The sequence below is a fragment of the Sphingobium sp. RSMS genome (assembly GCF_005406185.4).
In the GTDB taxonomy this organism is placed as follows: Bacteria; Pseudomonadota; Alphaproteobacteria; order Sphingomonadales; family Sphingomonadaceae; genus Sphingobium; species Sphingobium fuliginis.
The window spans coordinates 63758-89478 of record NZ_RPFK02000003.1 but is presented as its reverse complement, the minus strand read 5'-3'; the positions used below and the strand labels follow the sequence as shown (position 1 = coordinate 89478).

The following is a 25721-nucleotide window of genomic DNA, read 5'->3' as shown; positions in this document are numbered from 1 at the left end:
CTCATCCTTTCTTGCTCGATGGAGACCGACGCTGCTGGTGAAAGAGAGGCAGCCAGTTTTCGGGATCGTCGCCGACCTCGGCGCGGATGGCATCGAGCAGCGTGACGGTTTCCGTTGTGCCCGAGAGAACTGCCAGCTCGTCGGAGAGACCGCCAAGATCGAGCTCGACGACGATCGAGTCATGGCCTTGCTTGACCAGGAATCGGCGGGATTCCGGATTCAGATCATGCCGGATGAGCTTGAATTCCGCCTGGGTCAGACCCAGTCCATCGACATAGTCCGTTTCGCGGCCGTAGGGGTTGGGAAGCAGTATCTTGGTCGCAACCTGCTCCATGATGCTGTGCGAAATGTCCGAACGCAGCGCATCCGCAGGGCTTTGCGTGCCGAAGACAAGAAAGGCATTCTGCTTGCGGTAGGTCTTGAGGCCGTCCTGCGCAAAGGCGCGGAACGCATCGTCCCCCAAGGCTTTCCAGAATTCGTCGATGTCGATCACAAGCCGCCGGCCGTCGAGGAGACCGTCGATCCGGTGGAACATGTACATCATGAGCGGCGTGCGAACTTCGGGGTTGTCGAGAAAATCGGTCATGTCGAAACCGACGAACGGCGCCTCCAGCGACAAAGCGTCGATCTCATTGTCGAACACCCAGCCGAGCGAACCGCCCCGCGCCCATTTCTCCAGCCGGGCACCGATGCCTTCCGGGTCGCGCTGACCGAGCAACTGGCGAAGCGCGAGAATGGAGCGGTCCTCGGGCGCGAGGCGTCCGAGCGAGGCCAGCCCCTCGTCGATCATGCGTTCCTGCGTGACCCCGAGCTGATCTCCGACCGGCGTCACCAGCTGGCGGATCAAGCGCCCCAGGAAGACAAGATTGCGCGGACCATAGTCGAGTGCCTGCAGAGGAGCGAAACCCGTAGGCTCCCCATTCTTCAGCGTCAGATAGATCCCGCCCGCAGACCGGACATAAATCTCCGCGCCGCGGTCCTTATCGATGAAGATCTGCTGCGCGCCCGTCTTCTCAAGCTGCGACATCAGAAAATTCTGGACGACGGTCTTGCCCGCGCCGGAAGGACCAATAATCAGTGTGTGGCCCAAGTCGCCGACATGGAAGTTGAAATAATAGGGCGATTGCGCCGCCGTCTTCATCATAGCGATCGCAGGCCCCCAATGGTTCCCCTTGGCCCGGCCTGCGGGATAGGTATGGAACGGCGCCAAGGCAGCAAAATTGCGCGAGGTGATCGCCGCCGGCCGCGCCCGCCAAGCAAAATTTCCGGGCAGCTGCGCCCAGAACGCCGCTTCGAGCGCTGGTCCTTCGCGTGCCGCCACCAGGCCGGCATCGGCCAGTGCAGCGCGCGCGGCCGAGAGATTATCGGCAAGCCGCCTCTGGTTCTCGGCGAATACGGCCAGCGAGAAATGATGCTCACCAAGAACGAAGCGGTTGCTTTGCAAATCGTCGGCGGCATCGGCAAGATCGAGCGCCTGGCTCGCGGCCGCATCCTCGGTTGAGGCCATCTGGTTCTGCCGGCGGCGCAGACGTTCGGCTGCCCGCGCCTTGCCCATGAAGGTGAAGGATTGCGAGACGACGAAGGCGAAATCCTGGCCGAGCAAGGCATTCATCTGGCCCGGGCGCGTCAGCGCGGGATACTCTCTGATCCCGAAGATACCCTGCCAGCGACTTGCGTCATGGGCACGGATCTCGACCGTCTCGCGTCCGAAAATCACGCGCTCGCCATAAAGCGCCGATCCCAGATGACCGCGGACGAGCGGAACCCTGGATCGCGCGCCCATCATCACTTGCTCGAGCACCTCAAGCGGGGCGGAGAAGATCAGGCCATTATGCTCGTAGAGGGCGAGGCGCGTCGGGCTGCAGCGGCGGAGCAGCTTCTCGATGTCGCGCGCCTTCTCCTCGAAGCGCGCCAGTTCGTCGGGATCGACTTCCTGCTCCGCCGCCCTGGCTTTCGAAATCCGCTTGAGAAGCAACCCGGTCCGGTCGGCCGATCCGACGGCCGGACGCATGAGAAGCGTTAGATAATGCTCATTGACGAACATCCGCTTGGCGGTGACGCGCGCCCGATATTTGCTGTCGAGCTCGGCGGCGAACGCCGAGCGGAACTGCCCTTCGGGATAATCCCCTACGGCTGAGCGGACGATGTGGGTCCAGATCGCAAGCCGATCGTCGGCGATGTTGCGCCAAGTGCCGTTGAGCTTCTCGTGCCAATCGTTGAGGTGGATCGGATCAGCCGTCTCGAAAGCCAGCCCTTCGAGACGGAACATCATCATGAGATCGCCGCTATCGAGCGCAATCACATCGGGCGTCACATGGCGGGCATAGGGCAGATAGCGCCCGGGCTCCGCCTCTCGGGCCAGAACCCGCCAGGGGGTCTTGCGTGGCGGCAGCTGGGCGGCGGCGCTAGCCACGCGCGAAACCCTTGCGCTTCATCCCCGCGACCGGTAGCGGCGAATAGGAACTGCCACCCCACCAGCCGCGGTTTCGGCAGCGCGCCTTGGTCAAAGTCCATAACCATAGCAGGCGAAATGCATTGGCGTCGTGGCGCACGATGAGGCGCGCCACCGCGAGGCACGCGCCGCCGATCGCCCCCGCGTAAAGCGGATTGCCGCTGACGATCAGGGTGAGACAGGCAGCAAGCGCAATCGGCAAGGATGCTTCGAGCGGCACGCCCAGCCACATCGTCGGCCGGGTCACCGCAAGGAAAAGCGTTTCCTCGCGCAGCCGCTCGTTCGAGGGCGCTGCCTCCTTCACGCGCCACCTGTGATGGTATCGACGATCCACTGCGCGCTGAAGACGATGAAAATGCCGACGATGACCGTCACCAAAAGGCCAAGGCTCGCCCGTCCGGTGAAGAACATGAAACCGACGATGACGACGGCGATGACGGCGATCGTCTTGGCAAAGGTTCCCGTCAGCCAGGTCTTGATGTTCTCGGCCATGGAGGTGATGCCGTCCGCGCCTTGCGCATGAGCAGGATCGCTCAGCAGCAAAGAGAGAAGCATCGCCAGGCCGACGATGCCGGCGATGCGCAGCAGAAGACGCGCCCATTGGGGCTGGGAGCCCAGGCGGGCGGTGATCGCTGTCATGGATGCTGTCCTTTCTGAGAAGTTGTCCCGTCCCCGAAGACCATGAGCGAGGCTTGCCGGGCATCGGCGGCGGTGTTCCAACCGGCCGCCTGCGTCGCCGCGAGCCCATAGGGTTGCGGTTTGGCGATCGCCGCGTCGGCAAGCTGGACGCGCGCCGGCAGGACCGGCGCTGTTGGCCTGCCGCGGATCAGGGGGATGATGGTCGACGCGCTGGCATAGACCCGGGCGACATAACCATTGCGAAAGCCGCGCCGCCGATCGCCGGTATTGTAGAGCGAGAGCGCTGTTGCGATCGCATGGTCCGAACTCTGGGCGGAGTGCGCCACCGACTGATAGTTGGTCGTCAACACCCGCGCGGCGGCGGCAAGGTTGCGGCACGGCTCGAAGGCATCCTCCACCGAAAGACCGAGCCATCCGAGGTTGGCGCTGTTGATCTGCCCCAAGCCCAAGTCGATGTTGTAGCCTTGGCGAATGAGGCGACGCGCTACGGCAATCGCCTGTGCTCTCGTCGCCGGCGCCGGCTTGCGCACACCCGGACTGTTAACCCCGATCGCAAGCGTGTTGAACCGGCTTTCCGTGTGAACGATCGAGATCAGCGTCTCAGGCGCCACGCTCGGTGCGCATGAGCCTGCAAGGGCGACAAGACTGGCGACGTCGAGGATCATCGAGCCCCGTCCTGCAGCCGCTCGATATTGGCCAGCGAGTAGGTTTCGCGGCGTCCATCGCTGAAGGTCATGACAACCCGGCGCCGCGTTGCGGAATCGCGATCGTAGACCTTGGTACGAGCAACACCGCCGCCGCTACAGCCGGGAAAAGAGCCGCCCGTGGCCAAGCGCTGCCACAGCTTGGTCATGGGCGCGACGCACTGGGCATATTGCGTCGCGCCACCAGGATTGGAAAGGCACAGTAGAACCTGGCAGCCCAAGTCATTCGCTCGCGCGGGAGCCGGTTGAAGGGCGGTGCCCATGGCGAGCACCGCCAGGCTTAGAGTCACGCGTTGCATCGGGTCATTCCCCAGCGAGAGACACCTCCCGCGTCGGGAATTGGCATCAGCTATCCGTTGGATTTCACCTCTCTTTTGTTCCGCCCGGCCCCGATTTCGGCAATCCCCCCAGCCGGGGGGAGTTGGCCGGTGCGTTGCTGGTCCAGAAATTCGGCCAGCGCACCTTCCTGATCGGGTCGCAGGGCATCGGTGGCAGCCAGATATTCCGGCGGTTCGCCCCGAAGCAGGATGGACGGACACTGGCCATCATAATTGCCGAGATTGGGACGGTGCTGCTGGTAGCCGACCAGCGCGGCAAGCTCTGGATCGAACGCACGGGCCGCATTGGGCGGATAGGTCAGCCATTGATTTTCGTAAGGCTTCAGCCAGCCCAGGCAATAGCTGACGATGATGCCACGCCGGATCGCGCCGGTCATGTTGGCGCCGGCGCCATGCAGCGTAGAACCGAGGAAGAGGATCGCCGAGCCCGGCTCCGCCTCAACCGCCATGGGCTGCGCTTCCTTAACCGCGGAGCCGGCATTATGGCTCCCGGGCCAGATCAACGTGGCGCCGTTTTCAGCCTTGAACGGAGAAATCGGCCACATCACGTTGACGAGATACTCGATCTGGCCGGTCGGGCCGCGCCACATATCCTGATCCCTGTGAGGAAACTGCGCCGGCGCTCCTGGATGCAGTTCGAGCGCCTGCGTCAGGTTGAGCTGGATGGTATCGCACCAGGGGTCGAGAACCGACCGCACCAGGCGCATGATCGCAGGATGGCGCACGAGTCGCTCGACAGCGGGCACGCGTTTCAAAAGGCCGCCGAAGCGCTTGGTGCGCGGACCGTAGAAGCCGCCCAGACAAAAGGGTGTGGCGGCAAAACGCGGATCGAGGGCCTGATCGATCTCCACGATCTCTGTCTTGGATGCGATGTCCCGCAACACGCAGAAGCCCTGCCGCTGCAGATCGTCATCGACCGCAGGTTCGACAGCTGGGCCATAGGAAGAGAGATTTGTCATAGCGCCCTCCTCAAGCAGCCTTGGCAAGATCGGCAAGGCCGACCGGGCGCCAGATGCCGCTGACCTGCAGCTGCTCGCGGGTGCGGCCATCGATGTCGATCTGCAAGGCGACAAGGCAGCGCCCACTTGTCGAGCCGGGCAGGCCGAGGGGACGGCATGCCCAGCCAAAGCTCAGGATCTGCTGGAACCAGCACCACTCCGCGACGCCGGAGTAACTGCCGATATGATTGCCGAGCGCATATTCGACGAGGGCGGACACCAGCCGATTGCGCACCTCCAGGCGCTCTCGTGCGCGCAATCGTCGTGCAAGACAAAAGCGCGTGATCTCGAGGATCGCACCACCCTGGGGAGGCGCTTGTTCGCATAGTTCGGAGAAAATGGTGCCGAGAATATGGTCACCGGTCGTGGGAAGCAGCCGCGCCGAGGCAAGGTGCTCGCCCTCGGCGTCGGCTATCACGATGTAGACGGCACGGTCATTGTCGAACTGGTCGATTTCATAGCGGCCGGCGACGACCGGCACGTCCCAACGCAGAAGATCGACAAATACCCGTTTGCGTTCCTCGAACATCGAACGGAACAGGCGGTTCTCCATGGCGCAGGCAGCGCCGGTTTCGATATGCATGACAGCCTCCTTTGGTGAGGCGGTCAGTCGATCAGGCCCGCGTCCTTTCGGTTATCCCCAGTCCTGGGGAGATCATCGGCCGAAAACATCTGCGAAGCTGATCTGTCCATCGAACAATGCGCGGATCGCCAGCAGCGTGCGCTTCGTCACGCCGTAGCGGTCGCGCGCATCCTTTACATGCTGGATCACCGTTTCCTGCCCAATGCCGAGGATTTGGCTAATCTCCCAGTCGGTTTTCCCGCGTGCTACCAGCGCCACACATTCGGCCTGCCGCTCAGTCAGGCTCGGGCCTTCGCACGGAGCTAGGGTTTGCCGGGAAAGCCTGCGCGCGGCTTCGAATGCGAAGCTGCCAATGAGCTGGACGAGCGGGAGCTGACGTTGATCGAGCACATCGCCCGCCCCCATGGCGAATGAGCACGACCCATTCACCTCACCAGGAATATGGGCAGGAACCGTGAAACCATCGCCCAGTCCGGCGTCGTGCGCCTCCGCCAGGATCGACCGATCGGCAGCGCTGAGCGTGATGAGGGATTGCACCGCCGACCAGGCAAAGCCGACATTGGTGCGATGGCTGGCACGGTGGATTGGGTCACTGGCATAGAGGCGGCGCGCCTGGAAACGCTCCACCCAGTCCGGCGGATAATCGACAACATGGACAGAGCTAACCGCTGGCTTGAGGTCGATATGGTGGTCCAGGGCAAAGTACCGAAAACCCATTGCGCCCGTGATCTCGGCCATCAGGTCGGCGAGTGCTCGGCTATCCTTGATTGTCGCGGCAACCGCGCAGAATTCCTGAACTTGCCCAAGCCCGATCATCACGGCCCAAGCGAGATCAGAGGAGCGCGTCCATGTTGAGATGACCGTCGCGAACCGCGCGCAGCACTAGCTGGGTTCGGCGCCGCACGCCGTAGCGCCGCCGCGCGGATTCAACATATTCGTGCACGGTGTCGCGGCTAAGCCCAAGGATCTGGGCAATCTCCCAATCGCTCTTACCTTGCGCCACGAGCGCGATGCACTCGACCTGGCGCGGACTGAGAGGAACAAACACGAAGGTCCTTATCCCTTCGCCGAGCAGTTCACGCGCACGGTCATAGGCGACCGAACCCAGCAAGCGGGCGGTGAGAATTTCCGCCGCATCCAGCGGTTCATCGCGCGGTCGGGCGACGGTGAAAATCGCCTCAGGCTCACCCGGCGTCCTGATCGGCAAGCTATAGCCCGCTGCCAAGTCATGATCCCTGGCGCGTTTCAGGATGCTCCGCTGGCGCGAAGAAAGCTCAAGCACGTCGCCTACCCGATCCCAGGCGAGCCCCGATGGCGTGCGGGCGCAGGCCGCATGGATGGGGTCCTCCACATAGTGGCGCTCCGCCAGCACCTCTTCGAGCCAAGCCGACGGATAGGTGGTGAGAAACAGGCTCTCCCCGCATCCGCGCCGAAGATCGACATTGTGGAGCAGCGTGAACCAGCGGAAGCCAAGTTCGCGCACGGCCGCATCGATGGTGCCTTGCAGATCGCCGAGGTTTCCAACACGCGCACATTCCTGTGCGAAACGCGTGAGGTCATCCAGGCGGCCGCAGTCTCTTATCCTGTTCGCCATAGGCAGTCGAAGCTCGCCGCTGGGATAACGCCAAGTCCAGCGCTAAGCGGCCAGCGCGGCGAATATCGCGGCGAGTTGAGAACGATTCGCAACAAACTTCGCGGAATGAATCGTCTATGACACTTTGCCTGCTGGTAAAGTGTCATAGACGACAAAGGGAGCTCCACGCGCGGATTTCGGATTCACATTGATCCTTGTCTGTGCTTGATTCAGTCGCGTTATGTTTCATCCCGCCACTCCCCTCGAGCGCTCCGACAGCTGCGATATCGCAGCCGTGCTCGAGAGATTGGCGCAGGTCTCTAGCCGTCCCCGCTACGCCTTCATGCTTCTCAACCTGATTGCGCAGGTTGCCGGCCCCGACGGGAGCGCCGGTCCGTGGATCAAGCGGGACAACGAACTTGTTTCGCTACGCGACTGGCTCTGCGACGCGCTCACGCCAATGGCCCAGCGCAGCACGCGTAACGTCGCCTTGGCCGAGCGGGTCCATAGGGACCTCGTCAGAGGCGGGGTGCTCCCGCGCGATGCGGAGGATGCCCAGCGGGCGGTCGCCGAGGAAATGCGCGCGCGCATTCGAACTGCCGGCAAAAGCAATCTCAGCCGCGCCGTTTCCGAACTCGTGAATGCAGGATTCCTGCGCCGCCACTATCAGGGCTATCGCGTCGACCACCCGAACCGCGGCGGACAACGCCACGCCGTCTACACGTTGATCGGCGATGCTCGGCTTCTTGTGTCGGCGGCCGGTGGGACAAGCAGCACCGTGCAGGGAGAGTTCGTCTTCCCTGCGAAGGTGAATAATGAATTGTTGTCCGCCACCGGCGGCTAGCAGCGCTGGAAGGGACCGTCAGGCGCCGCCACATTCTCTGACTCGCATTGCGACCAAAAGGCCGCGAAGCGCCCGGGGATCACGCCCGGCGGCTTGCGGTAGCGATCACGGCGATTGAAGAGAATCTCGACGAGGATCTGCCTCTCCGCGATCTTGCACGTCTGACCCAAGTCCGACTTCCCATGCGCTATTCGCCTTTCAGGTAATCGCGATGAAAGCTCAGCATCGTTCTCCGGCTTTGGCACGCTGTCCAGCATGACGCCCAAGCGCGGCCGCTTCCTGGCGCAACCAGGCATTGGCAGCCCCTTCGCCATCCGCTCGCACGCGCCGTTGGTACTCGGGACGAAGCCGCTCGCGCTCTTGCGCGATCGAGCAATTGACGCGGTGCGGACTCGCCTTCCGCTTCCGAACGTTGCTGCTTTTGTTGTTGGGTGCGGTCTGCTGCTGGAGCAGATTACCCTGGTGCATGATCATCGCCTGGTTGCCGGCATCGATCAGTCCTTGGGCATGCGCGCCGGACGACAGGCCCAGCGCCGCGCAAGCTATAGTGGTCCATACCGGCCAGCTTCGCCGCATTAAACGTCTCCGTCACGTTACGAGTTGATCCTGCCTGGTTCCTCTGACTGAACAACCGAAACGCGACAGCCGGTCCGCTATATGCGTTCGGCACATGAGATCGTCGCGAGCTAGCCCATGCGAAATCGGTTTCGCCAAGGCGGTTGGCGAAGAGAGCCTGCGGGACTGGGCAGACCCCCTCTCGGCCATAGCCGATCCACGAACACAGGGCAGCCATCGCCTAGTTCGACAGGCGCATAGCTCCGCTTGATATGAATCTTTTTCATCAACCGTCTTTGCGCGGTTTGTGCCCAATCCAGGCTGGAGGATCGCTTGCTGGAAACGATTCGATCGAAGCCTCATCAATCTCATCAATAAACTCCCCGCTTGCGACCAGTAGGCGGACCTGGCGCGTTATCTCCGTTTTGAGACCGGCCAGAATCGAAGCGCTGCGGCTTTCATTCACCGAAGTCACACAACCGCAGAATCGATCAAGCACGACCTCCTCAACAAGCAGATCAAGAGGTCGATCTTCAACGCGCTGCTGCTCGGCGATGTACCGAGCGGCGGCCGCGACCGCCTCGGGATCGATCGGGTCATCATATTCGTGGGTCATCGGCCTACTCCGGGTTCTCCTAAACGATAGCGATGCTGCCGCAGCAATCGGACTGTCGAGGCTTCCCCACCCTTCCCGTCACGCCAGGTTGAAAAGGGTCAGCATCCCACCGATCGCAATACCGAAGATCATCAGCATGACGCCCGCGATCCGCAAAATATAGGTCAACGGATCGGCATTCTCACTTCCGCCTCGCACACGGTTCGGGGGTGGCTTCGGACGTCCGATTATCCGCCTGAGCGCGGTCTGGCGAAACGCCATGTTGAACCCGAGCAGAGCAAGTAGGAGCCCAAAGGCATCGACAATCCATACATACCCAGGCACGTCCAAATCCTTCAAGTACCGGAATCGTGCCCGCTCATGCTGCGCAAGCCGCCAGTCCTCGTTCGAGGCCGGCGATCAGATCCTCTTCAGCCTCAAGACCGACCGAAAGCCGCAGCAGGCCGTCGCCTATACCCGACCTTGCACGCGCCTCTTCGCCCATATCGGCAGGGGTCATGGTCGCCGGATGTGCGACGAGGCTCTCGATCCCGCCGAACGATTCGGCGACGGTGAAAAAGCCGACGGTCGCCACGAACCGGCGCACCGCGTCCACCCCTCCGGCGAGCTCGAAGCTCAGCATTGCGCCGAAGCCGCGCTGTTGGCGCGAAGCGATCCGATGTCCGCTATGCCCAGGAAGTCCAGGGTAATGCACCTTCGTCACTGCCGGATGCCGCTCCAGATATTGGGCAACGATCATGGCGCTACGCTGTTGCTGGTCCATCCGTGGAAACAGTGTGCGAAGGCCGCGCAGTGTCAGCCAAGCATCGAACGGCGCCCCGGTCAGCCCGACGATGTTCGCCCAATGGCGGAGGTCCTCGACTTGCGCCGGATCGGCCGCAGCGACCGCTCCCCCGATCACATCGGAATGGCCATTGAGAAACTTTGTCGTGGAGTGAACGACATAGTCGGCGCCCAAGGCGATCGGCTGCTGGATGGCCGGCGAGAGAAATGTGTTGTCGACGGCCACCGCGGCACCCGCCGCGCGCGCCATGGTCGCCAGCGCCTCGATGTCGACAACCCGCATCAGGGGATTGCTCGGCGTCTCGACCAGGACCAGCGTCGGCACATCCTCCAGCGCGGCCGCATAAGCTTTCTCGTCGCCCTGGTCGACGAACCGGACAACACAATGGCCGCGGTTCGAGCGCGCCTTCAGCAAGCGCATCGTGCCGCCATAGCAATCATGGGGCGCGAGTATGAGATCGCCGGGGCCCATCCGTCCGACCAGAAGGTCGAGAGCCGCCATACCACTCGACGTCATGATCGCCCCGGCACCGCCCTCCAGCTTCGCGAGCGCCTCCGCAAGGAGATCGCGGGTCGGATTTCCGGAACGGCCATAATCATAGGGACGCGGTTGAGCATAGCCGGCAAATTCATAAGTGCTCAAAAGATAAAGCGGCGGGGCAACCGCCCCATAGGCAGGGTCGCTGGCAACGCCGTGCGCTGCGGCTATCGTTTGTGGCCGGGGCGGAGGATTCCTGGGTTCAGTCATTGACGAAACATCCCTTGGTAACTTCGCTCACGGGCACCCAACGGATGGTTACGTCGCCGGGCCGCCGCTCCCGGGCAAGACGCCCGAGCTTCTCCACCGGCATTTCCCCGAATTATCCCCGTGCCGACATTCTCGATCACCTGCGGTTGAGCCGCTTGCCGTGCTGTCCCTCCGTCAGACCGATGCCAGCCTCACAGGAGGTTTCGGGCAACAGCGGCAAGACTGAGTGCAAGCGCGACAAGGCTGGGAATGATGACCGCCGCCCCGCAGATGAAGGCAAGGACGCCCACCCAATTCCAACTCGGTGCCTGCATCATCACTTCGTCCTTTGCCCAATGGTGTCCACACCACCATCCTTATCGCAAACGATTTGCCTCGCCCTCGGTTTCGGGTCGCCAATCATCAGGTTCGACAAGAGGCTGGTCTGACTTGGCGTCGGTCACGACTCGCTCGGCCGCTCCATCCAGATCATCATACTGCCCGGTGCGCATCGACCAAAGAAAGGCGCCCAGCCCAGCAAGGCCCATCAGCAGCGCGACTGGCACCAGCCACAGGATCCCGCTCATCGGGTAGCGGCCAGGGGAACGAGGGTCGGTGCCGGCGCCCGCCTGCTAAGCCGTGATCCGCGTGCTGCGGGAATTCGCAGAGAGTTCGCAACGACCGAAATCGACGAAAGCGACATGGCGACGGCAGCAAGCAGTGGGGTGACATAGCCCGCCATGGCCACAGGAATCACCAAAAGGTTATAACCGACGGAAAGCGCCAGGTTCTGGCGGACACGTTGCCGGGCCGCGCGCGCGATCTGCACAGCGCGCGGAACCGCATCGAGATCCTGGCCGAGATAAACAATATCCGCGGCCGCCCGACCGATGTCGGCGGCATTGGAAGGAGCCATCGAAACGTGCGCCGCCGCCAGTGCCGGTCCATCGTTCAGCCCATCACCCACCATCAAGGTCAGGCGCTGACTGTCCGCCAGCGCCTGAAGCCGCTCCACCTTATGCTGCGGCAGCAATCCGGCACGCCAGTGGGCGATACCGATCGCGTTCGCGAACCCCGACACAGAAGCAATGTGATCGCCCGAAAGCAGTTCGATAGGCAGCCCAAGCGCGTCAAGCTTGGCCACCGCTTCCCGCGCACTCGTCTTTTCAACGTCCAAGAAGGCAAAATGGCCGGCAAGCTCACCATCGACCGAGAACACGGTCTGGAAACCGCCACTCTCGCCCGTGCCTGGATTCAAAGCCCAATCGGCACGCCCCAGGCGAAACAGATGGCCGTTCCGCTGGCCCTCCAAACCCCGGCCCGGCAGCTCGGAAAAACTGTCCAGATCGAGGCCGGACAAGGCGCCGCCGTTGGCGGCAATCGCGCGTGCGACGGGATGGTTGGAACGCGACGCCAGCGCCATCACGATTGCGCGATAGGGTTCATCGATGGCGATCTTGCTCACTCGCAAATCGCCATGAGTGAGCGTGCCGGTCTTGTCAAAAATCACGGTATCGACCTGTGCAAGCCGCTCGAGCGCGCTTCCATCCTTGAGCGCGATGCCGTGCTCGAACAAGCGCTTCGCCGCGGCGACCTGAACCATGGGTATGGCGAGACCAAGCGCGCAGGGACAGGTCACAATGAGCACCGAAATGGCAATGGTCAGCGCCCGATGCCAATCGCCTGTGTCAAGGAACCACCCGGCAAACACGGCCAAGGCCAGCGAATGGATGATCGGCGAGTAATAGGCCGCAACACGGTCGGCGAGACGGCGATAGCGTGCTCTGCCCTGCTCGGCCGCTTCCATCATTCGCACCATTTCGGATAGAAAGGACCGCGCGTGGCTGTTGGTCACACGCACCTTGAGCGAACCATTGAGATTCAGCATGCCCGAAACGAGCGTGCTTCCCGGTCGTACCGGCACCGGCATCGCCTCGCCCGTGACCGCGGCAGTGTCGAGATCGCCCTCGCCCGCAAGGACAAGACCATCCAGCGGAACACGCTCGCCTGGCGCGACGAGGATGACATCACCCACCGAGACATCCTCGAGCGGTCTAAAAGCGCGCGATCCATCCGTGCCGATTACATTCGCGCCCGCAGGCGTCATTCGCGTCAGCCCGAGCACGGCCGAACGGGCCTTGTCACGCATGGCATGGTCGAGCGTTCGTCCGACAAGCAGGAAAAAGATCAGCGTCACGACCGCGTCGAAATAGGCATGGCGTCCGAAATGCAGCGTGTCGTAGATGCTGAGACCCAGTGTCAGGACGATGCCGATCGAGATGGGCACATCCATATTGGTGCGTCCCGCGCGCAATGCCGACCATGCCGACAAGAAGAAGATGCGCCCCGAAAAGAATACCGCGGGAAGCGCGAGCAGCGCCGAGATGAGATGGAACAGCTGCCGCGTAGCGGGGTCGGCGCCTGACCAGACCGACACCGAAAGCAGCATGATGTTCATCGCCGCGAAGCCGGCGACCGCTGTCGCGACGATCAGCCGGCGCTTTTCGGGATCGGCGCGTTCGTCCGGTTGGCTGAGAAGATTTGCCTCGAAGCCCGCCTCGTTCAGCGTTGCCAGCAAAGGCGGTGCACTCGCGGTTTGCGCTTGCCGCCATGTGACGGTCACACGCCGCGTCGATAGATTGACCCGAGCCGCTACGACGCCCTCGAGGTTACCAAGGATGCGCTCGATCTTCGCCATGCATCCGCCGCAATGCGCGGTCGGGACCGACAGTTGCGTCCTCATCGTTCCGTCATCCAGCGATTGGCTGGCGAAGATGAGTTCATCGACCGATTGCCCGGTCAATGATGTCGGCGCCTGGACGGCAGGCATGGCATGGCTGGCCATGTCTAGGCCTGCGTGTCTGAGACCGCGCGATAGGCATGCCATGTGGCATGTCCAAGCCACGGGAAGATGACGATGAGGCCGATCAAGCCCGTAGCCGCGCAGAGTATGAAAAGCGCAAGGACGATGGCGCCCCAGACGATCATCGGCGCAAGGTTGTTCCAGACGAGCGCCGTGCTTGTTCCCATCGCCGTGAGCGCATCGACCTTGCGATCGAGGAGCATCGGAATGGCAAAAACACTGATCGCAAAAGCGAATGAGGCGAACAGGCCGCCCACCGCCGTGCCGACGCCGAGAATAATCCATCCCACCGGCTCGGTCAGCAGGAAGGCGGTTATGTGAGGCAGGCCGGGAAAGGGGCGCACGCCGAAGAACAACGCATAGATGAGCACCGCGGATCGCATCCACAGTAGCATCAGCAGGCTGAGCAGGACCCCGGTGAAAAGCACCTGCGGGCCCGCCGCCGGTTTCACCAGGAGCATTTCGCGCAGCGACGTATCGCGTCCCGCTTCTCGGTTGCGGCTTTTCTCATAGAGTCCGATGGCCAGCAGCGGGGCAATGATCATGAAGCCGGCGAGCGCGGGAAAAAGAATATAGTCGCGGCCATACAGCGCGAGCATCGCGACAGCAGCGAGAGACAGAAGGAAAATGCCCAGACCGTAGGCCAGGCTCGGCATCGGCCGATGGAAAAGATCCTGCCATCCGGCCTTGAGCCATTGGAAGCCGATGGAAGCGGGAAGATGGCGCTGAAACCGCGCGCTCTTCGTCTCCTCGATGCCCGAGGTCTGGCTCAGCAAGCCATAAGAGGGGCTTTTATCGCTCATGTCCCGCTACCTTTCAGCATGCCGATTTCGCCGCGCGATACTGCCCGCTCCCGTTCGCGCGTTCCTTCAAATGTCCCACGCATTCGGGCTGCGAGCGAAAGGCGACGTAGAAAAAATGCGCGTTCGCAAGAACGAACAGCAAAAGGCCTGCTGCCACCAGCGTCCAGACCAGCCACCGGGATCGGGATCGCATGGCCGTCATCGCTGAGGCGCGCTCAGCGAATGAACATAGAGCGCCAATATCTTGATATCCGAGTCCGTAAGCCGCTCGTCCCATGTCGGCATATGCCCCTGGCGTCCGCCATGGACGGTCTCCACGATCTGATCGATGTCTCCTCCATAGATCCAACGCGCGTCCGTCAGATTGGGAGCGCCGACATCGCGCTTCCCGCGCGCATCCTCGCCATGGCAAATCGCGCAATTGGCCATGAAGACCTCGCGCCCCGATACAATCGACGTCCGATTGGCATTCGTCACGAACTTGGGATGCGACAAGGCGTAGACATAGTTGGCCGCCAGACTGACCTGATCGGCATCGAGTATCCCGTCGCGTCCGAACGAGGGCATCTGCGAGACGCGCCCCTGCGGATGCTCCACATTGACCCCAACGCGCATGGTCTGCGCGATCGTCTCAAGGTCGCCGCCCCAGATCCAGTCGTCATCGGTCAGATCGGGATAACCATAACCCCCCTTGGCATTAATGCCGTGGCAGGCGGCGCAGTTGTCGCCGAACAACCGGTGGCCGGTGCTACGCACGATGGTCATGAGCCGGGGGTCGGCCGCGATCTGCTCGAGGTTCTCGCTTTCGATCCGCTTTATCCAGTCGGCCCGTCCCGCCTGCGAATCGACCAGGTGCTTTTCGACCGAGGTGCGCTGGTCGATGTTGAGAATTCCCTTGGTGTAGGTGTCGCCCAAGGGCCAAGTCGGCATGAGAATCCACCAGGCGAAAGCGAAGAGATGGGTGACGATCAGAAAAATCAGCACACCCTTGGGGACCGGCGTATCGAGCTCCTTGATGCCATTCCAGACATGGCCGGTCGTTTCATGACCGCTGACGGGATCGCGCTCTACGTCCATGGCTTGTCGTCCTGATCGAGAACGCTTTGTTTGGCTCGGTTGAACTTGCCACGATTGGACGGCCGGAACGTATAAATGAGGACACCGATCATCAGACCGATGAGGTAGAACAGCCCCCAGCTTTTCGAGAATGCAACAAGAGCCTCGTGGCTTATGTCCATGCCTGCCTCCTCATGTCATTTCACCGGCTCTGGCGGCTTCTGCGGCGCGGCCGTATTCTTGTACGGCACGTCGGTCAGCCGGCCGAGAACCTGAAGATAGGCGACGAGCGCGTCCATCTCGGTGACCTCGGTCGCCACATCGTCGAACACGCGAACCTGCGTTTCTTCGCCATACCGCTCGGTGATACCGGACGAGGTCGAGCTTTCCGGTGTCGCCTGGTCGAAGGCATCGACGCTCGCATTCTCGATCATGGCATCGGTGTAGGGCACCCCCGCGGCCCGCAGCGCCTTGAGGTGCAAGGGCAGATCAGCGAGGCGCAAGGGCGTCCGCGCCAGCCAGGGATAGGCCGGCATATTGGAATCGGGCACCACATCGCGCGGATTGGTCAGATGGGCGACGTGCCAGAAATCGGAATATTTGCCGCCAACGCGGGCGAGGTCGGGTCCGGTGCGCTTCGAACCCCAGAGCATCGGATGGTCATATTTGGATTCGACCGCGAGCGAATAGGGACCATAGCGCTCAACTTCGTCCTGCAGCGTCCGGATCATCTGGCTGTGACAGGCATAGCATCCTTCGCGCACATAGATGTTTCGCCCCGCCAGTTCGAGCGGCGTGTAGAGCCGCATGTCTGGCGCCTCCTCGACCGTCTCGTCGATCGTGAAAAGCGGAGCGATCTCGACGAGGCCGCCGACACTGGCAGCCGCGATGATGGCGAGCACGAAGCCGATCGCCGAACGTTCGAGCTTGCGATGAAACAGTTCCGCCACGGCTCAGGCCCTCCCCGCCGCCGTCGCGGCCTGTAGCGGGACGTCGCCTTCGAACGGCGCCTGGGCCGAGGCGGCGCGAATGGTCCTCCACATATTGTAGGCGCCGATCACAGCACCGATCAGGAACAGAAGGCCGCCGAGCGTACGCGCGATGTAATAGGGATACATGGCTCTGAGCGAATCCAGGAAGGAGTAGGCTAGCGTGCCTTCCTCCGTATAGGTCCGCCACATCAGGCCCTGGATGATGCCCGAGTTCCACATGGCAAAAATGTAGACAAGAGTGCCGGCAAGCGAGAGCCAGAAGTGCCACTCGACCAAGGCGGGCGAATACATCGCCTCGCGCTTCCACAAGGACGGCACCAGCGTGTAGAGCGAGCCGAAGGTGATGAGCGCCACCCAGCCGAGCGCGCCGGCGTGAACATGGCCAACCGTCCAGTCGGTGTAATGCGAAAGCGAATTGACGGGCCGGATGGCGAGGAACGAACCTTCAAAGGTCGAGATGCCATAAAACACCGCCGCGACCATCATGAAGCGGAGCGTCGCATCATCGCGCACGCGGTGCCAGGCGCCGTTCAATGTTAGCAAGGCGTTGCCAGCCGAAGCCCATGACGGCACGAGGAGCATCACCGAGAAGGTCATGCCCAGCGTCTGAACCCAGTGCGGTAGGGCGGTATAATGAAGGTGGTGGGAACCCGCCCACATGTAGAAGAAGGTAATGCCCCAAAAGCTCAGGATCGAGAGACGGTAGGAGAAGATCGGCCGCTGGGCCCGGATGGGCAGGTAGTAATAGAGCATGCCCAGGAAGCCCGCCGTCAGGAAGAAGGCGACGGCGTTATGACCATACCACCACTGCACCATAGCATCCTGGACGCCCGACCAGATGGTGTAGCTCTTCGCATGGCCCAGCGAGACCGGAATCGCGAGATTGTTGATGATATGGAGTATCGCGACGACGAGAATGAAGGCCATGAAGTACCAGTTGGCCACATAAATGTGTGGTTCCTTGCGGCGTGCGAGCGTCCGGATGTAGAGGATGAAGTAGGTCACCCAGACGATCACCAGCCAGATGTCGGCATACCATTCGGCCTCGGCATATTCCTTCGATTGGGTAACCCCGAGCAGATAACCGCTGGCCGCGAGGATGCAGAACAGGTTGTAGCCCACCAGCACGAACCAGGCCGAAAGCTGATCGGGAAGACGCGCCCGCGAGGTCCGCTGCACGACATGCAGCGAGGTGGCGATGAGCGCGTTGCCGCCAAAGCCGAAGATCACGCCGCTGGTGTGCACCGGTCGCAAGCGGCCGAAGCTCGCCCAGGCACTGTCAAACGTCAGGTCAGGGAATGCCAGCAGCGCGGCGACCCAGACCCCCACGAACATCGCCACCACCGCCCAAGCCATGCTGGCGATGATGCCGGCCTTGATGGGCTCGTCATAGTAGCTTTGCAAACGGGATTTTGGCGGTTCCGGTCCCCAGATGCCGCGGATTACGATGATGGCGCAAATGGCGGCAATGGCCAGGATCAGCCAGCCGTGGATTTCCATTGTGTCCTGATTGCCTGCCGCTGCGAGAACGAGGCCGCACAGACCGACGGCAACGGAAATGGCGAGCGCGATCTGGCGTTCGGTCTCGGTCAAGGTCAGTATCATGGCCGATCTATTTCCCCCCTCATCGGTCATCGCCACGGGCTGACAGCGCAGCAGCAGGTTCGCTCCCGATGGGAACACAGCTCGCGCCGAACCAGCAACACGCGGGTCGGACGGAAGTTCCCAACTATTGCCCTGCCGTCTCCCGCGGTAAACACCAAAAAATCAGTGGTCAGCGTCGCTCGCCACGCATCGCGGCCGAATTTGAACCTGTGTTTGGCGACGGCGCAATGGACTTTTGCCGATCAAGCTCTTGGACCGTTAAGCCTGTGTCCAAGACTGGCTCGACCTCCGTCTCCGATCGGTCAGGACTGAGCGGCAGCCGCTCTTCAGCATACTGCGGTCGAATCAGCGTATCGCCGCCAGGTATCGTCCGTCGTCGGCACGGAAGAGCACTGACCCATTGCTGTTGACGGACCATGAGGTCACATCCTGCAGAATGGCCAGGAACCTGGTTTCCTGGTTCCCGAGCGCCGGCACGCAAGCCCGGCGCGTCACGGCGAGCGGTCCGATCCGAAGCGACTGTTCCTCGATCGAATAGTCGCCGGTGAACCTGTTGCAGCCGGCCGATCCGCTCACTCGGCCGTCTTGCGAAAACTGCACCGTCACATTGGATTTGTCGATCAGACCGGTCTGATTGATGTCCTCCACCTTGAATTGCGGGCCGATCAAGCCTGAAGCCGCCGGGCGGTCACCAACGCGAACCATATTGAGCGTCCCCAGATCCTGCTCGAACCGCGTGGGATCGACCGAATGAACCGTATCCGTGGTCCATATCGGGTTGCCCTCGGGATCGGTAATCGTCGCACGGACTGCGTAACGCATGTTGGTCTTCAAGTCCTGTTCCTTCACCCTAATCGAAAATGGCAAAGGAACCTGCTGCCCTGCTGTCTCGCGCGTTTCCTTGGCAATGATCACCGATCTCGCATCGGCGCGCGAAACGTCCAGCAGTCTCACGTTGAATTTCGCGCGGGCGGGCAGAGCGATGCGCTGTCGATAGGATGCGTTGCCGGTTACGACCTTGTCTCTCAGCTCCGCAATGGGGGCTTGGGGATCGACGTATCGCGCGCCTGTCGCGCAGCCGCCGAGCGCGAGCATGGTCATCGCCAGTACGGCTGTGAATGGCTTGTTGAACATGGCGTTTCACTTTGCTGTGCGATTGGAGCGGAAGAGAGCAGGTCAGGCGGAACCCATGGCATCGGCAATAATGGGAGGGCTTCGAGCGGCAGTCCTGTGGGAATCGACTTCGCATAGGATGGTTCCGAACCACGAACGTCCGATGGCGGGCGGAAGATTGGGCTGGATTGGCGCGGGCGGCCCCGGCGGATATCTGATCCCCTCTTGGGAGACAGCCACTGAATTTTGGAACCACACGAAAAGCGCAGTCTAGAACCCGTGGCTTCCCGCCACTGCGCCGAGAACCGTGACAGCCGCGATACCCAGCAATATTCGGTGAAGGGCCTCCATTCGGGCAAAATCTGCGGCGGGCTTGACCGATGTCATCATTCGGCGGTGGAGAAACAGCGGCTCGATCACGAAAAGCATCGCGGCGAACACGGCCCACAGCCCTACCATCGCATGCATCCACCAGAAGCGAAGATCGAAAAAGCGGTCCCACATCTGCGCGCGATAGATCATCCAGAAGCCGCTCAGTCCTGCCAATAGCACCCAGATGCGCGCCTGCGCCGCAAAGCGCCCCTCCAGTCGATGAAAGGCCGCCAGCCGCTCCGCCGGCGGATTGGCGGCGCGCACGGACGGCATCACCACAAGCGTCACGAACGCCACGCCGCCGATCCAGACAAGGACCGCCAGGACATGAACGGCCCGGGCCAGGATGATGTCGTCCATGCCTCCGCTCCCTCAGGCCGCGAGCAGTTCGTCGGCCGGGCCGAAGAACTCATAGTGGATCCTGTCCGACGGCACACCCGCCAGCGACAGGGTCGAGACCGCATGACGCAGGAACGGACGCGGCCCGCAGATGTAATAGTCCGCTTGTGCGACCGGTGTGCTGGCGACCAACCATTCATCGGTAATTATGCCGGCCACATCGTAGTCGCTGCCCTCTGTTTCATCCTCGAGCGGGGTCTGGTGAAAATCGGTGATCGCGATCGATTGGCCATGGCTCGCCACAGCGCGGACATGGTCGCGCATCGCATGGGTGTCGCGGTCATGCGTGCCGTGGATGTAATGAACCGGCACTTCGGCGCCGTTCTGAACGAGGGCTTCGAGCATCGCCACCATCGGCGTCAGGCCCACGCCGCCCGACAGCAGTACGACCGGCCGTTCGACATGATCGGCGAGGAAGAATTCGCCAGCAGGCGCGGCCACCTTCAGGATCGTCCCGGGTTTCGCCTCGTCGTGCAACCAGCCCGACGCGAGCCCTTGCGGCTCGCGCTTGACCGAAATGCGATAGGTTTCGCCATTGGCGGCGGCCGAAATCGAGTAGTTGCGCTTGACCGGCGGATGTCCGGGAATTTCGAGCCAGAAGGTAAGATACTGGCCCGGCTTGTGGCGCATGACGGGGCCGCCGTCGACGGGGCGAAGGACAAAGGAATTGATGACGCTGCTTTCGCGCACAACGTCTTCGACGCGGAAATCGCGCCAGCCGTTCCAGCCGCCGGCCGCGTCCTTCTGTTCGGTGTAGACGCGCTGTTCCCGCGCGATCAGGATATTGGCGAGAAACCAGTAAGCTTCCCCCCAGGCCCCGAGGATTTCGTCGGTCGCCGCATCGCCCAGCACCGCCTTGATCGCACCGAGCAGTGCTTCGGCGACGTGCGGATAGTGCTCCGGCAGTATCTGGAGACCGACATGCTTTTGCGCGATGCGCTCGACCGCGGGAGCCAGCGCGCCGAGATTGTCGATATTGCTGGCATAGGCGAGAATGGCGCCGGTGAGCGCGCGCGGCTGCGAACCGGCGTCACCATGATGCGACTGGTTGAAAAGATCGCGAATGTCCGGGTTCTGGAACATCCTGGAATACATTTCATGCACGATATCCAGACCATGCGCTTCGAGCGCGGGGACCGTCGCCTTGACGAGCGCGATGGTCTGATCGCTGAGGGGCTGCGACATAAACTTCTCCTTGTTGGAAGGGATTCGAGTTTCCCGGCGATCAGGCGCCGGGCGGCTGATCATAGAAATCGACCCGCATTTTCATGGCGCCGATGGGCGTCACGAAGTGCGGCTGCTGCGGCAAGATCAATCCGGGCCGTTCGGGCGTCAGGACAACCTCCGACGGTGGATCGAGATAGGTCAGCCGAAGCTCACCCTCCAGAACGCGGATCAAACCCCAGACACCCGCCTTGGTATCATGGCGTGCCCGCAGGGCGGCCGGGAGCGTGTCCTGATCGAACACCGGCGTCGAACGATAGGGTAGAATGTCAGGCATGGGTGGGTACTCGCCGTTCGCAATGAATGGACCCGGCCTCGCCGTCAGCGACGCTTGGCCGATCGAGCCGAAAAAACATGGCAAGCTGCAGGCTCTCGGCAATCCGCTTCGCTTTCGCCTGCAGAGCCGCAGCTGCGTCGGGCGCCATCATCTCGTTTGTCGTACAGTCCCACAGCGCGAGCCAGCGGTCGAAAAGCGCTGGCGTTATCCTCGACCTGTGCTTCAGGTGCGCTGGCACGGGCTGGCCCTTGTATCGGCCACTGGCGAGCATGACGGATGACCAGAACGCCGCCAGCTTTTCGAGATGTTCCGGCCAGTCATCGATCGCGTCGTTGAAAATCGGCCCCAGGTCGGCATCTGCGCGAACGCGCGCGTAGAAGGCGTCGACAAGCTGCTTGAGCGCCTCATCCTTCAGTTCCAGCTCGGTCATTCGCCCGACTCCAATCATGTATCCCGAATGCATCTATACTTTTCCCTGAAAACATGCAAGATGAATACATCTTAATGCGACGAGCTGAGGAAGAGAGTGGGAACGCCCCATGAAACTGACCCTGTTCACCGACTATTCGATGCGCGTGCTGCTCTATCTGGGCGCGCGGCCTGACCGCCTGTGCTCGATCGGTGAGGTCGCGCAGGGCTACGGAATCTCGCAGAATCACTTGATGAAGGTGGTGAACCAACTCGCACGCAGTGGTGATGTGGAGAGTGTGCGTGGACGGTCGGGCGGCATCCGCCTGGGGCGGCCGCCCGAAGAGATCAACATCGGCGCACTCATACGCCAGACCGAGGACGGCTTCGATCTCGTTGACTGCGGCGGATGCGTGGTCGCGCCTGCATGTGGGCTGACGGGCGTGCTGAAGGAGGCGCTCGGCGCGTTCCTGGCGGTACTTGACCGCTATACGCTTGCCGACCTGCTGACGAAGCGGCGAGATCTCGCGTCGCTCTTCGAGCGTAACGCGGCCGATCGGTTCGAAACCCCTGCGGCGCGAGATGGATGATTGACGTCTTGGCGCATCGAAGCCGAAAAGGAGGAACGTGACATGTTCTGTCCAGAATGTGGTGAACCGGTCGATCCCGCTCCCTTTGACGGTCGTCGCCGCGCGTCGCGGTCATGGATCGCCGCAGGACTCCAAATCGGCGCGCGATGGGTAAAGCTATTGCGCGCTGGACGCTCCAAGCCGGACCGCACGCGGCAGTCCGCTTGCCCGTCTTGCTCCAATCATAAAACCACGAACACGGAAAGGAATTGAACGATATGGCCCTTCACCACGCAGCGCCCGGAGAAGTCGTCGATCTCTTGCCCGAGAACGTGACGACACATGAAGAACATTCCACAGCGATCGTGAAGGCGGACCATTTCGAAACCATCCGGCTGGTGATCCCGAGCGGCACCGAAATGCGCCAGCATCAGGTGCCGGGCAGCATCATGCTGCATTGCCTCGAGGGCCATGTGAAAGTCGAGCTCAGCGCAAGCTCGATCGAACTGCGGCGTAACCAGTGGGTCTATCTCGAAGGAGGCGCGCCGCACTCGGTCAAGGGCGCGGAAAACTCTGTGCTGCTTCTGACGATCCTCTTTCCGCCTGTAGAAGGATCACAGGCAAAAGCCGGCGCCGAGACCTTGGCGGTCGATGCCTATGACGATTGCGACTGTGTCGACCGGTGGGAAGCGGAAGGCGGTCCGGTCGTTCAATCGGATCAGCCTGCCCCCAGGAAGAATTGATCACGGGCGGCATGATGGCACGGCGCGCAGCGCGCTAGTCGCTTTGCTGTACCGCCTCGTAGCCCATAGGGGAGAACCATGGATCGAACACGTCAGCTCTGGATTTGGCTTCTATCATTGCTGGCAGTCTCTTTTGCCGTCCTGCTTCTGGTTGGCCGCGACATCAGCATTCAGGCGCCGCCGCTTCCCGCCAAGGTCGTGACCGCAAACGGCGAAACCGTCTTCACCCGTGCCGAGATGCAGCGTGGCCGCCAGGTCTGGCAATCTATGGGCGGCATGCAACTGGGCTCGATCTGGGGACACGGCGGCTACGTAGCGCCCGATTGGTCAGCCGACTGGTTGCACCGGGAATCACTGGCACTTCTCGATCTCTGGGCACAGCGGGATCTGGGCGGCGCCTTTGAGAGTTTAAACGAGGAACACAAGGCGCTCCTCCAGCGGCGGCTGCAAACGGAAATGCGCCGAAACACGTTTGAAGCGAGCACGGATACCATCACGATCAGCAACGATCGCGCGGTGGCAATCGAGCGGGTGGCAAAGCACTACGTCAATCTGTTCGGCAACGACCCCGCCACGGCCGAGCTGCGCGAAAACTATGCCATGAAGAACGATACGGTCCCCGACGCAGGGCACCGAGCCGCCATGACCTCCTTCTTCTGGTGGACGGCCTGGGCGGCCACAACGGAACGACAAGGGCGGACGACAACGTATACGAACAACTGGCCGAGCGAGCCGCTGGTCGGGAATCGCCCACCATCAAGTACATTCATCTGGTCGGCCTTCAGCGTCACCTTCCTGCTTGCCGGCATCGCGCTGTTGGGTTGGCACCATGCGGTGACGCACGGACGAAGGGAGAAGGAGCACGACCTCCCCGCGAAAGATCCGCTGCGCGAGATCGCGGTGACGCCTTCGATGCGGGCGACAGCCAAATATTTCTGGGTCGTTCTCGCACTGTTTCTCGCGCAGATCATGCTGGGTGCAATGACGGCCCACTATCAGGTCGAGGGGCAGCTGGTTTATGGCTATGAAGCGGCCGAGATCCTGCCTTATTCGATCACCCGCACCTGGCACACGCAGCTTGCCGTGCTGTGGATCGCGACAGCCTGGCTGGGAACGGGCCTCTACATAGCTCCTGCGATCTCGGGCCATGAACCGAGGTTCCAGGCTCTGGGTGCCAACATCCTCTGGGCCTGCCTCCTGATTATCGTCGTGGGCTCCTTTGCCGGGCAATGGCTCGCGGTGATGCAGAAACTGGGACTGGAGAGGAACTTCTGGTTCGGACACCAGGGCTGGGAATATGTCGATATGGGGCGCTTCTGGCAGTGGTTTCTCTTCATCGGCCTGATGCTCTGGCTTGTGCTCGTCGGCCGGGCGCTCTGGCCTGCGCTCAAAGAGAAGTCCGAATCCCGCCACATCACGATGCTGTTTTTCCTATCCGCCGTAGCCATCGGACTCTTCTACGGTGCCGGGCTGTTCTGGAATGAGCATACAGCGCTCTCCATGATTGAATATTGGCGTTGGTGGGTGGTCCATCTGTGGGTCGAAGGCTTTTTCGAGGTGTTCGCCACCGCGGTCATCGCCTTCCTCTTCACGCGCCTCGGCCTCATTCCGACACCCACCGCCACGGTCGCCGTCTTGTTTGCCACGATCATCTTCATGGCAGGCGGAGTGCTGGGAACGTTGCACCATCTCTACTTCGCGGGAACCTCGATCGCGGTGCTGGCGCTTGGCGCGAGCTTCTCAGCGCTCGAGGTCGTGCCGCTCGCCTATATTGGCTTCGAAGCTTATGAACACTGGAAGCTGAGCAGCGCGACACCCTGGATGCAGCGTTATAAATGGCCCGTCATGTTCTTCCTGGCGGTATCCTTCTGGAATCTCGTCGGAGCAGGCCTGTTCGGCTTCCTCATCAATCCGCCGCTGTCGCTCTATTACATGCAGGGTCTCAATCTGACGCCGCTGCACGGACACACCGCATTGTTCGGCGTATACGGCATGTTGGGCGTCGGGCTCGTCCTGTTCTGCCTGCGTGGCATGTTGCCGAACCTGATCTGGAACGAAGGCGTGCTGAAGACGAGCTTTTGGTGCTTCAACATCGGCCTTGCGTTGATGGCGCTCCTGACCTTGCTGCCACTTGGTACGCTTCAGCTGACCGCCGCGATTGACAAGGGCTACTGGTACGCTCGCTCGGCCGAGTTCATGCAGCAACCGGTGGTCGATCTGCTGGTGTGGCTGAGGGTTCCTGGAGATATCGTCTTTTCTGCCGGGGCGGTAGCGCTCGCCTGGTTTGTCGCCAGTCTTTGGCTCAGACCCCGGTCTGACGACAGCGAGGCGCAAATTGCACAGTGATCGATCGAGGAGTCCGATGCCGCGCAGTCCCAGCCAACCCTTGCTCGTGGGCTAGCCACGTTCTGTCGACAAACGCCACACTTGGATGCGAGTTTCGGTGAACCTTTTGTCCATGCGCACCAAACTTCTGTTCGCAGGT

General features: G+C 61.9%; 31 protein-coding genes. 4 read left to right on the top strand and 27 right to left on the bottom strand.

Annotation, left to right across the window (positions count from 1 at the left end):
- Position 1: 1 nt before the first annotated feature.
- The 9 genes from EGM87_RS23745 to EGM87_RS23705 all read right to left on the bottom strand — a co-directional run bounded on the left by EGM87_RS23745 (position 2) and on the right by EGM87_RS23705 (position 7308).
- Positions 2 to 2413, bottom strand: a complete 2412-nt coding sequence (locus EGM87_RS23745) for a VirB4 family type IV secretion/conjugal transfer ATPase (protein ID WP_137710506.1) — start codon at positions 2411 to 2413, stop codon at positions 2 to 4.
- Positions 2406 to 2756, bottom strand: a complete 351-nt coding sequence (locus EGM87_RS23740) for a VirB3 family type IV secretion system protein (protein WP_021245260.1) — start codon at positions 2754 to 2756, stop codon at positions 2406 to 2408. Before EGM87_RS23740 ends, EGM87_RS23745 begins: the two co-directional genes overlap by 8 nt.
- The gene (locus tag EGM87_RS23735; RefSeq protein WP_021245259.1) at positions 2753 to 3091 is read right to left on the bottom strand and encodes a TrbC/VirB2 family protein; all 339 of its coding nucleotides are present in this window, start codon (positions 3089 to 3091) and stop codon (positions 2753 to 2755) included. The genes EGM87_RS23740 and EGM87_RS23735 overlap by 4 nt, the downstream gene beginning before the upstream one ends.
- On the bottom strand, positions 3088 to 3756 hold the full coding sequence (locus EGM87_RS23730; RefSeq protein ID WP_030089506.1) for a lytic transglycosylase domain-containing protein: 669 nt from the start codon (positions 3754 to 3756) through the stop codon (positions 3088 to 3090). Before EGM87_RS23730 ends, EGM87_RS23735 begins: the two co-directional genes overlap by 4 nt.
- The gene (locus EGM87_RS23725; RefSeq protein ID WP_081876097.1) at positions 3753 to 4094 is read right to left on the bottom strand and encodes a hypothetical protein; all 342 of its coding nucleotides are present in this window, start codon (positions 4092 to 4094) and stop codon (positions 3753 to 3755) included. The genes EGM87_RS23730 and EGM87_RS23725 overlap by 4 nt, the downstream gene beginning before the upstream one ends.
- Before the next feature lie 50 nt (positions 4095 to 4144).
- Entirely contained in the window at positions 4145 to 5092 is a 948-nt protein-coding gene (locus EGM87_RS23720; protein WP_137710507.1) for a phytanoyl-CoA dioxygenase family protein, read from the bottom strand.
- A gap of 10 nt (positions 5093 to 5102) precedes the next feature.
- Positions 5103 to 5714, bottom strand: coding sequence for an acyl-homoserine-lactone synthase (locus EGM87_RS23715; RefSeq protein WP_030089508.1), 612 nt, complete (start codon positions 5712 to 5714; stop codon positions 5103 to 5105).
- Between the two features lie 72 nt (positions 5715 to 5786).
- Positions 5787 to 6530, bottom strand: a complete 744-nt coding sequence (locus EGM87_RS23710; RefSeq protein ID WP_244309909.1) for a LuxR family transcriptional regulator — start codon at positions 6528 to 6530, stop codon at positions 5787 to 5789.
- A gap of 16 nt (positions 6531 to 6546) precedes the next feature.
- Positions 6547 to 7308 carry a helix-turn-helix transcriptional regulator gene (locus EGM87_RS23705; RefSeq protein ID WP_015449332.1) on the bottom strand — a complete coding sequence of 254 codons (762 nt, stop codon included), beginning with the start codon at positions 7306 to 7308 and terminating at the stop codon, positions 6547 to 6549.
- Positions 7309 to 7528: 220 nt separating this feature from the next.
- Between EGM87_RS23705 and EGM87_RS23700 the strand changes: the two genes are divergently transcribed.
- On the top strand, positions 7529 to 8131 hold the full coding sequence (locus EGM87_RS23700; protein WP_030089511.1) for a hypothetical protein: 603 nt from the start codon (positions 7529 to 7531) through the stop codon (positions 8129 to 8131).
- Here the strand turns inward: EGM87_RS23700 and EGM87_RS23695 are convergent.
- The 18 genes from EGM87_RS23695 to EGM87_RS23610 all read right to left on the bottom strand — a co-directional run bounded on the left by EGM87_RS23695 (position 8128) and on the right by EGM87_RS23610 (position 21946).
- The gene (locus tag EGM87_RS23695) at positions 8128 to 8301 is read right to left on the bottom strand and encodes a hypothetical protein (protein WP_171010098.1); all 174 of its coding nucleotides are present in this window, start codon (positions 8299 to 8301) and stop codon (positions 8128 to 8130) included. The two genes, EGM87_RS23700 and EGM87_RS23695, sit on opposite strands and share 4 nt — an antisense overlap.
- Positions 8302 to 8350: 49 nt before the next feature.
- The gene (locus tag EGM87_RS23690) at positions 8351 to 8707 is read right to left on the bottom strand and encodes a hypothetical protein (RefSeq protein WP_137710509.1); all 357 of its coding nucleotides are present in this window, start codon (positions 8705 to 8707) and stop codon (positions 8351 to 8353) included.
- Between the two features lie 110 nt (positions 8708 to 8817).
- The gene (locus tag EGM87_RS23685; protein ID WP_410483122.1) at positions 8818 to 8973 is read right to left on the bottom strand and encodes a DUF488 family protein, N3 subclade; all 156 of its coding nucleotides are present in this window, start codon (positions 8971 to 8973) and stop codon (positions 8818 to 8820) included.
- On the bottom strand, positions 8973 to 9302 hold the full coding sequence (locus tag EGM87_RS23680) for a hypothetical protein (RefSeq protein ID WP_015449330.1): 330 nt from the start codon (positions 9300 to 9302) through the stop codon (positions 8973 to 8975). The genes EGM87_RS23685 and EGM87_RS23680 overlap by 1 nt, the downstream gene beginning before the upstream one ends.
- A 78-nt stretch (positions 9303 to 9380) precedes the next feature.
- Positions 9381 to 9626, bottom strand: a complete 246-nt coding sequence (locus tag EGM87_RS23675; RefSeq protein ID WP_015449329.1) for a hypothetical protein — start codon at positions 9624 to 9626, stop codon at positions 9381 to 9383.
- Between the two features lie 34 nt (positions 9627 to 9660).
- On the bottom strand, positions 9661 to 10833 hold the full coding sequence (gene metB, locus EGM87_RS23670; RefSeq protein WP_137710510.1) for a cystathionine gamma-synthase: 1173 nt from the start codon (positions 10831 to 10833) through the stop codon (positions 9661 to 9663).
- Between the two features lie 356 nt (positions 10834 to 11189).
- Positions 11190 to 11399 carry a cbb3-type cytochrome oxidase assembly protein CcoS gene (ccoS, locus tag EGM87_RS23665; protein WP_004212718.1) on the bottom strand — a complete coding sequence of 70 codons (210 nt, stop codon included), beginning with the start codon at positions 11397 to 11399 and terminating at the stop codon, positions 11190 to 11192.
- A complete protein-coding gene (locus tag EGM87_RS23660) occupies positions 11396 to 13657 on the bottom strand; it encodes a heavy metal translocating P-type ATPase (RefSeq protein ID WP_004212717.1) in 2262 nt (753 codons plus the stop codon). The genes ccoS and EGM87_RS23660 overlap by 4 nt, the downstream gene beginning before the upstream one ends.
- A gap of 2 nt (positions 13658 to 13659) precedes the next feature.
- Entirely contained in the window at positions 13660 to 14478 is an 819-nt protein-coding gene (locus EGM87_RS23655; RefSeq protein ID WP_004212715.1) for a DUF2189 domain-containing protein, read from the bottom strand.
- Positions 14479 to 14676: 198 nt separating this feature from the next.
- Positions 14677 to 15555: a cytochrome-c oxidase, cbb3-type subunit III gene (gene ccoP, locus EGM87_RS23650; protein WP_004212713.1), complete on the bottom strand. Its 879-nt coding sequence runs from the start codon at positions 15553 to 15555 to the stop codon at positions 14677 to 14679.
- Positions 15546 to 15716, bottom strand: coding sequence for a cbb3-type cytochrome c oxidase subunit 3 (locus tag EGM87_RS23645; RefSeq protein WP_004212711.1), 171 nt, complete (start codon positions 15714 to 15716; stop codon positions 15546 to 15548). The genes ccoP and EGM87_RS23645 overlap by 10 nt, the downstream gene beginning before the upstream one ends.
- Positions 15717 to 15731: 15 nt before the next feature.
- Positions 15732 to 16484, bottom strand: a complete 753-nt coding sequence (gene ccoO / locus EGM87_RS23640; protein WP_004212709.1) for a cytochrome-c oxidase, cbb3-type subunit II — start codon at positions 16482 to 16484, stop codon at positions 15732 to 15734.
- Positions 16485 to 16487: 3 nt separating this feature from the next.
- Positions 16488 to 18131, bottom strand: coding sequence for a cytochrome-c oxidase, cbb3-type subunit I (ccoN, locus tag EGM87_RS23635; protein WP_004212708.1), 1644 nt, complete (start codon positions 18129 to 18131; stop codon positions 16488 to 16490).
- A 345-nt stretch (positions 18132 to 18476) separates the two neighbouring features.
- Complete coding sequence (locus EGM87_RS23630) at positions 18477 to 19265, bottom strand: YbaY family lipoprotein (RefSeq protein WP_004212707.1); 789 nt, start codon at positions 19263 to 19265, stop codon at positions 18477 to 18479.
- 249 nt (positions 19266 to 19514) lie between these two features.
- The gene (locus EGM87_RS23625) at positions 19515 to 19976 is read right to left on the bottom strand and encodes a hypothetical protein (protein ID WP_137710511.1); all 462 of its coding nucleotides are present in this window, start codon (positions 19974 to 19976) and stop codon (positions 19515 to 19517) included.
- Between the two features lie 12 nt (positions 19977 to 19988).
- The gene (gene hmpA, locus EGM87_RS23620; protein WP_004212704.1) at positions 19989 to 21200 is read right to left on the bottom strand and encodes an NO-inducible flavohemoprotein; all 1212 of its coding nucleotides are present in this window, start codon (positions 21198 to 21200) and stop codon (positions 19989 to 19991) included.
- 40 nt (positions 21201 to 21240) lie between these two features.
- Positions 21241 to 21516: a TehB family protein gene (locus EGM87_RS23615; protein ID WP_004212703.1), complete on the bottom strand. Its 276-nt coding sequence runs from the start codon at positions 21514 to 21516 to the stop codon at positions 21241 to 21243.
- The gene (locus tag EGM87_RS23610) at positions 21509 to 21946 is read right to left on the bottom strand and encodes a group III truncated hemoglobin (RefSeq protein ID WP_004212701.1); all 438 of its coding nucleotides are present in this window, start codon (positions 21944 to 21946) and stop codon (positions 21509 to 21511) included. Before EGM87_RS23610 ends, EGM87_RS23615 begins: the two co-directional genes overlap by 8 nt.
- A gap of 109 nt (positions 21947 to 22055) precedes the next feature.
- Between EGM87_RS23610 and EGM87_RS23605 the strand changes: the two genes are divergently transcribed.
- The 3 genes from EGM87_RS23605 to EGM87_RS23595 all read left to right on the top strand — a co-directional run bounded on the left by EGM87_RS23605 (position 22056) and on the right by EGM87_RS23595 (position 25582).
- Complete coding sequence (locus EGM87_RS23605) at positions 22056 to 22514, top strand: Rrf2 family transcriptional regulator (RefSeq protein WP_137710512.1); 459 nt, start codon at positions 22056 to 22058, stop codon at positions 22512 to 22514.
- 257 nt (positions 22515 to 22771) lie between these two features.
- Positions 22772 to 23236 carry a cupin domain-containing protein gene (locus tag EGM87_RS23600; RefSeq protein ID WP_004212697.1) on the top strand — a complete coding sequence of 155 codons (465 nt, stop codon included), beginning with the start codon at positions 22772 to 22774 and terminating at the stop codon, positions 23234 to 23236.
- Positions 23237 to 23314: 78 nt separating this feature from the next.
- A complete protein-coding gene (locus tag EGM87_RS23595; protein WP_025549136.1) occupies positions 23315 to 25582 on the top strand; it encodes a nitric-oxide reductase large subunit in 2268 nt (755 codons plus the stop codon).
- The last annotated feature ends 139 nt before the right edge of the window (positions 25583 to 25721 follow it).

Bases quoted from the DNA above. Each gene is read 5' to 3' on its own strand.
- ccoP (WP_004212713.1), bottom strand. From the start codon at position 15,555: ATGGACGTAGAGCGCGATCCCGTCAGCGGTCATGAAACGACCGGCCAT.
- ccoN (WP_004212708.1), bottom strand. From the start codon at position 18,131: ATGATACTGACCTTGACCGAGACCGAACGCCAGATCGCGCTCGCCATT.
- EGM87_RS23595 (WP_025549136.1), top strand. From the start codon at position 23,315: ATGGATCGAACACGTCAGCTCTGGATTTGGCTTCTATCATTGCTGGCA.
- EGM87_RS23610 (WP_004212701.1), bottom strand. From the start codon at position 21,946: ATGACCGAGCTGGAACTGAAGGATGAGGCGCTCAAGCAGCTTGTCGAC.
- EGM87_RS23655 (WP_004212715.1), bottom strand. From the start codon at position 14,478: ATGAGCGATAAAAGCCCCTCTTATGGCTTGCTGAGCCAGACCTCGGGC.
- EGM87_RS23730 (WP_030089506.1), bottom strand. From the start codon at position 3,756: ATGATCCTCGACGTCGCCAGTCTTGTCGCCCTTGCAGGCTCATGCGCA.
- EGM87_RS23715 (WP_030089508.1), bottom strand. From the start codon at position 5,714: ATGCATATCGAAACCGGCGCTGCCTGCGCCATGGAGAACCGCCTGTTC.
- EGM87_RS23630 (WP_004212707.1), bottom strand. From the start codon at position 19,265: ATGTTCAACAAGCCATTCACAGCCGTACTGGCGATGACCATGCTCGCG.
- EGM87_RS23625 (WP_137710511.1), bottom strand. From the start codon at position 19,976: ATGGACGACATCATCCTGGCCCGGGCCGTTCATGTCCTGGCGGTCCTT.
- hmpA (WP_004212704.1), bottom strand. From the start codon at position 21,200: ATGTCGCAGCCCCTCAGCGATCAGACCATCGCGCTCGTCAAGGCGACG.
- EGM87_RS23735 (WP_021245259.1), bottom strand. From the start codon at position 3,091: ATGACAGCGATCACCGCCCGCCTGGGCTCCCAGCCCCAATGGGCGCGT.
- EGM87_RS23605 (WP_137710512.1), top strand. From the start codon at position 22,056: ATGAAACTGACCCTGTTCACCGACTATTCGATGCGCGTGCTGCTCTAT.
- EGM87_RS23660 (WP_004212717.1), bottom strand. From the start codon at position 13,657: ATGGCCAGCCATGCCATGCCTGCCGTCCAGGCGCCGACATCATTGACC.
- EGM87_RS23685 (WP_410483122.1), bottom strand. From the start codon at position 8,973: ATGAAAAAGATTCATATCAAGCGGAGCTATGCGCCTGTCGAACTAGGC.
- metB (WP_137710510.1), bottom strand. From the start codon at position 10,833: ATGACTGAACCCAGGAATCCTCCGCCCCGGCCACAAACGATAGCCGCA.
- EGM87_RS23680 (WP_015449330.1), bottom strand. From the start codon at position 9,302: ATGACCCACGAATATGATGACCCGATCGATCCCGAGGCGGTCGCGGCC.
- EGM87_RS23725 (WP_081876097.1), bottom strand. From the start codon at position 4,094: ATGCAACGCGTGACTCTAAGCCTGGCGGTGCTCGCCATGGGCACCGCC.
- EGM87_RS23720 (WP_137710507.1), bottom strand. From the start codon at position 5,092: ATGACAAATCTCTCTTCCTATGGCCCAGCTGTCGAACCTGCGGTCGAT.
- ccoS (WP_004212718.1), bottom strand. From the start codon at position 11,399: ATGAGCGGGATCCTGTGGCTGGTGCCAGTCGCGCTGCTGATGGGCCTT.
- EGM87_RS23645 (WP_004212711.1), bottom strand. From the start codon at position 15,716: ATGGACATAAGCCACGAGGCTCTTGTTGCATTCTCGAAAAGCTGGGGG.
- EGM87_RS23615 (WP_004212703.1), bottom strand. From the start codon at position 21,516: ATGCCTGACATTCTACCCTATCGTTCGACGCCGGTGTTCGATCAGGAC.
- EGM87_RS23705 (WP_015449332.1), bottom strand. From the start codon at position 7,308: ATGGCGAACAGGATAAGAGACTGCGGCCGCCTGGATGACCTCACGCGT.
- EGM87_RS23600 (WP_004212697.1), top strand. From the start codon at position 22,772: ATGGCCCTTCACCACGCAGCGCCCGGAGAAGTCGTCGATCTCTTGCCC.
- EGM87_RS23700 (WP_030089511.1), top strand. From the start codon at position 7,529: ATGTTTCATCCCGCCACTCCCCTCGAGCGCTCCGACAGCTGCGATATC.
- EGM87_RS23690 (WP_137710509.1), bottom strand. From the start codon at position 8,707: ATGCGGCGAAGCTGGCCGGTATGGACCACTATAGCTTGCGCGGCGCTG.
- EGM87_RS23710 (WP_244309909.1), bottom strand. From the start codon at position 6,530: ATGATCGGGCTTGGGCAAGTTCAGGAATTCTGCGCGGTTGCCGCGACA.